Origin of the sequence: Flavobacterium sp. (assembly GCF_046317795.1) — a bacterium.
Classification (GTDB): Bacteria; Bacteroidota; Bacteroidia; order Flavobacteriales; family Flavobacteriaceae; genus Flavobacterium.
Genome location: NZ_JBKCVI010000201.1, coordinates 1 through 4,229 on the forward strand (window position 1 = coordinate 1; position 4,229 = coordinate 4,229).

Here is a 4,229-nt window from a genome sequence, read left to right on the forward strand (position 1 = left end):
ATTGGCGGTTCAGACCTTGGTCCAGCTATGGTGGTTGAAGCATTACAATTCTATAAAAATCATTTAAATGTTCATTTTGTTTCCAATGTTGATGGTGACCATGTCAACGAAATCATTAAGAAAATAAATCCCGAAACCACACTTTTTGTCATTGCTTCTAAAACGTTTACCACACAAGAAACACTTTCAAACGCTGAAACAATACGTGAATGGTTTTTATCCAGAGAATTTGGGACAGCAACACAAAATGATGTAGCCAAACACTTTGTAGCTGTCTCAACTAATATTCAAAAAGTTACTGATTTTGGTATCAATCCTGATAACATTTTCCCCATGTGGGATTGGGTTGGCGGACGATTTTCACTTTGGAGCGCTGTTGGGTTATCCATATGCTTAGCGGTTGGTTTCGAAAATTTCGACGATTTATTGAAAGGGGCAAACGATATGGATGACCATTTCAAAACTGAGTCTTTTGACAAAAATATTCCGGTTGTTTTAGCTTTGCTAAGCATTTGGTACAACAACTTTTTTGGCGCCGAAAGCGAAGCTCTTATTCCCTACACACAATATTTACAAAAACTAGCACCTTACTTGCAACAAGGCATTATGGAGAGCAACGGAAAGAGTATTGGTCGAGATGGAAACCCTGTAAACTATCAAACGGGAACTATTATTTGGGGTGAACCTGGGACCAATTCACAACATGCTTTTTTTCAGTTAATTCATCAAGGCACAAAATTGATTCCAACAGATTTTATCGGATTTGCAAAACCATTATACGGCAATCAAGACCATCATGATAAGTTGATGTCCAACTTTTTTGCACAAACTGAAGCTCTGCTAAATGGTAAAACAGAAGCTCAAGTTCAAGCCGAATTTGATAAACAAAACGTTTCAGCAGAAAAAGCAGCGTTCTTACTGCCTTTTAAAGTTTTTGCAGGAAACAAGCCAACGAATACTTTTTTAATTCAAAAATTAACACCAAAATCGCTGGGTTCACTAGTAGCTTTATACGAGCACAAAATTTTTGTACAAGGTGTCATTTGGAATATTTTTAGTTACGACCAATGGGGTGTTGAACTAGGAAAGCAATTGGCTAATTCTATTTTGGATGAAATAAATTCCAAAAAAATAAATTCTCATGATAGTTCAACAATCAAGTTGCTGGAATATTATTTAAGTACTAAATAAATGTTAAAACGGTAACTAGCGTTGCCGTTTTTTTATGCCTTTTTCGTTATATTTGTTTTTCAAAAAATAAAACAATGTATCATTTTATTCAAAAGTTTCATTCTGGCTGGGCATATTTAGCATTATTATTATTGGTTTTTGCTGTTCTAAATTCTTTCATAGGAATGTCTTCAAAAAGAGAATTCACTGCCAAGGACAGAAAAATTGCTTTGTTTGGATTAATAGCCACTCATATACAATTAGTAGTGGGATTGATTCTTTATTTTGTCTCTCCGCTAGGTTCAGCCGTTTTTGGTCAAATGAAAGATGCCGCACTCAGACTTACTTCACTTGAACATCCGATAACCAATATTATTGCTATTGTTTTAATAACTATTGGATGGTCTAAACATAAAAAAGGGGAAACCAATACTGCAAAATTTAAATCAATTGCGGTTTTTTATGGCATTGGTTTGGCATTGATTTTAATTAGAATTCCTTGGAGTTTGTGGTTCAATAAATAACAAATGAAGTCCTGAAAAGGACTTTTTTTATCCTAAAAATATATAAATGGGTCTTAAATTAATCGTACTATTATTTTCGCTATGTAGTTTTGTGATACAAACAGATCATCCTAAACAAAAACAGCAAAAAGAAAAAGTTCAAAAAAAGAAAACAGACAAACCGAAAGTCACTGATTCTAAAGAGCTATCTAATTTTAATATAATAAAAAAAGATTCTCTTGCTCCTGAATTTCCCTTATCGGAACAAGATTCATTGAATGCTTTATTCCAAAATGGAATCGTAAAACAAATCAAAAAAAACGCTCACGCATCCTACTATCACAATAAATTCAATGGTAGAAGAACAGCAAGCGGAAAAAAATTTGATAATAATAAATACACCGCTGCTCATAAAAAATTACCCTTTGGAACAAAAGTAAGAGTAACTAACGAAGCGAATGGCAAATCGGTAATTGTTGAAATTAACGATCGTGGACCATTTTCAAAAGTTCGAGAAATAGATTTGAGTAGAAGGGCTTTTATGGAGATTACTTCCAACAAAAATTCTGGTGTAATAATCGTAAAATTGGAAGTTGTTGAGTAAAAATTACCATGTCTTAAAAGGATTTTTACTCAAATAAGCATTGTAAAATCGCTCATCGTTTGTCACTTCTTTTCCTAGCCAATGTGGTTTTTCAAAAATCTCATCTTCCCTTAGTAATTCTATTTCTGCCATTATCAAACCCTCATTTTCTCCCGAAAAAACATCCACTTCATAAATGTGATTTCCCACTTTTACCTCGTGTCGAACTTTATCAATCGTGCCGCTTTCGCAAATTGAAAGTAACGCCTCAGCATCGGCTAAGCTAATTTCTCTTTCCCATTCCAGTCGTGTTGTTCCATCGTTGGTACTTTTCCCTTTGATGGTAATATATCCTTTGTCAGCTTTAATTCGAACTCTAACTGTGCGCTCAGGAACCGTACTTAAATATCCCTGAACAATTCTTTTTTTAGAAAAAGCAACTTTAATAAAATCATCTGAAAGGACTAAAAACTTCCGCTCAATTTCAACCATTGGATACAAATTTTATCGAAAGATACTATAAATTTGTGATATGGCTGAACCGATTTCTTATCGAAAAATTATTCATGTAGACATGGATGCTTTTTATGCTTCTGTGGAACAAATGGATAATCCTGAATTGAAGGGAAAGCCATTGGCTGTAGGCGGAAGTGAAGTTCGTGGTGTGGTTTCGGCAGCCAGTTATGAAGCACGAAAGTTTGGTGTTCGAAGTGCGATGAGTGGTGTACAAGCCAAAAGGAATTGTCCCGATTTACTCTTTGTTCCCCCACGATTTGACCGTTACAAAGAAATTTCAAAACAAATTAGAAAAATTTTTCACGACTATACAGATTTGGTAGAACCGTTGTCACTTGATGAAGCGTATCTTGATGTAACCCAAAACAAAAAAGGAAATCCAAGTGCTTCGCTCATTGCACAAGAAATCAGGCAACGGATTTTTGAAGAAGTTGGATTGACTGCCTCGGCGGGCATTTCGGTGAATAAATTTGTAGCAAAAATTGCCAGCGATTACAACAAACCCAACGGACAAAAAACAGTAAATCCAGAAGAAGTGGAATCGTTTTTAGAAAACTTAGACATCAAAAAATTCTATGGCATTGGGAAAGTCACTCGCGATAGAATGTATCAACTTGGGATTTTTACCGGCAAAGATTTAAAATCAAAATCAAGGGAATTTCTAGAAGACCATTTCAGCAAAAGTGGTCTGCATTTCTACAACATAGTGCGTGGCATTCACAACAGCGAAGTCAAACCCAACAGAATTACAAAATCGGTGGCGGCGGAACATACGTTTACTGAAAATTTGACTTCGGAAATCTTTATGCTTGAAAAACTGGAGCGCATATCCTTAGAGTTAGAAAACCGTTTGAAGAAATACAACATCTCTGGGAAAACTGTAACCCTAAAAATAAAATATAGTGACTTTACAACCCAAACTAGAAGCAAGACTTTGCCCTATTTCATTTCAGACAAAGGATTACTTTTGGAAGTTGCCAAAGAACTTTTATACCAAGAACGCATGAAAGAATCGGTTCGACTGCTTGGCATTTCGTTAAATAATTTAAATACTGAAATTAAAAAAACAGTTGTGGTGCAATTGAAGTTTGAGTTTTAGAAACAACTTTAGTGGCAAAACAATACCATTTTTTCATCCGAAGCATGAAAATAAGAGTTAGATATAATCCCAAAGCTGTTAGAAGCGTATACTAAGGTGTCCGATAATTGAACAAAGCCATCAGACGAATATTCTAAAGTGTCCGACAACTAAACTAAGCCATCCGAAGACTATGCTAAGCCGTCCGAAGACCAATCTAAGCCGTCCGAAGTAAGAAAATATCCTTTTTTTTGTTTTCGGGAGCGTTATTTGAGTTAAATAAAAGATTTTTTAAATCATTTAACAATAAAACATAAAAAAACCAGCCCGAAAGCTGGTTTTACTATTGAGAGTTACCTTAGTCTCTACTTGAAATCTT

5 protein-coding genes are annotated in these 4,229 nt (G+C 34.9%); 4 read left to right on the plus strand and 1 reads right to left on the minus strand.

Going from position 1 to position 4,229, the window contains the following annotated elements; all coding sequences use genetic code 11:
* From pgi to ACK5ON_RS11780, 3 genes are all read left to right on the plus strand, one after another.
* On the plus strand, positions 1-1,191 hold a 1,191-nt coding region (gene pgi, locus ACK5ON_RS11770), incomplete at its 5' end, for a glucose-6-phosphate isomerase (protein WP_409822699.1).
* A gap of 74 nt (positions 1,192-1,265) precedes the next feature.
* The gene (locus ACK5ON_RS11775) at positions 1,266-1,694 is read left to right on the plus strand and encodes a hypothetical protein (RefSeq protein WP_409822702.1); all 429 of its coding nucleotides are present in this window, start codon (positions 1,266-1,268) and stop codon (positions 1,692-1,694) included.
* Positions 1,695-1,740: 46 nt separating this feature from the next.
* Entirely contained in the window at positions 1,741-2,277 is a 537-nt protein-coding gene (locus tag ACK5ON_RS11780; protein WP_409822705.1) for a septal ring lytic transglycosylase RlpA family protein, read from the plus strand.
* Between the two features lie 3 nt (positions 2,278-2,280).
* On the opposite strand, the gene ACK5ON_RS11785 is transcribed toward ACK5ON_RS11780, so the two are convergent.
* Positions 2,281-2,748, minus strand: a complete 468-nt coding sequence (locus tag ACK5ON_RS11785; RefSeq protein ID WP_409822708.1) for a CYTH domain-containing protein — start codon at positions 2,746-2,748, stop codon at positions 2,281-2,283.
* Between the two features lie 40 nt (positions 2,749-2,788).
* Between ACK5ON_RS11785 and dinB the strand changes: the two genes are divergently transcribed.
* Positions 2,789-3,871 carry a DNA polymerase IV gene (dinB, locus tag ACK5ON_RS11790; RefSeq protein WP_409822712.1) on the plus strand — a complete coding sequence of 361 codons (1,083 nt, stop codon included), beginning with the start codon at positions 2,789-2,791 and terminating at the stop codon, positions 3,869-3,871.
* Positions 3,872-4,229: the final 358 nt, after the last annotated feature.

What these genes read in the sequence shown, in the direction of transcription:
- ACK5ON_RS11775 (WP_409822702.1), top strand. Translation starts at nt 1,266, where the DNA reads ATGTATCATTTTATTCAAAAGTTTCATTCTGGCTGGGCATATTTAGCA.
- ACK5ON_RS11780 (WP_409822705.1), top strand. Translation starts at nt 1,741, where the DNA reads ATGGGTCTTAAATTAATCGTACTATTATTTTCGCTATGTAGTTTTGTG.
- ACK5ON_RS11785 (WP_409822708.1), bottom strand. Translation starts at nt 2,748, where the DNA reads ATGGTTGAAATTGAGCGGAAGTTTTTAGTCCTTTCAGATGATTTTATT.
- dinB (WP_409822712.1), top strand. Translation starts at nt 2,789, where the DNA reads ATGGCTGAACCGATTTCTTATCGAAAAATTATTCATGTAGACATGGAT.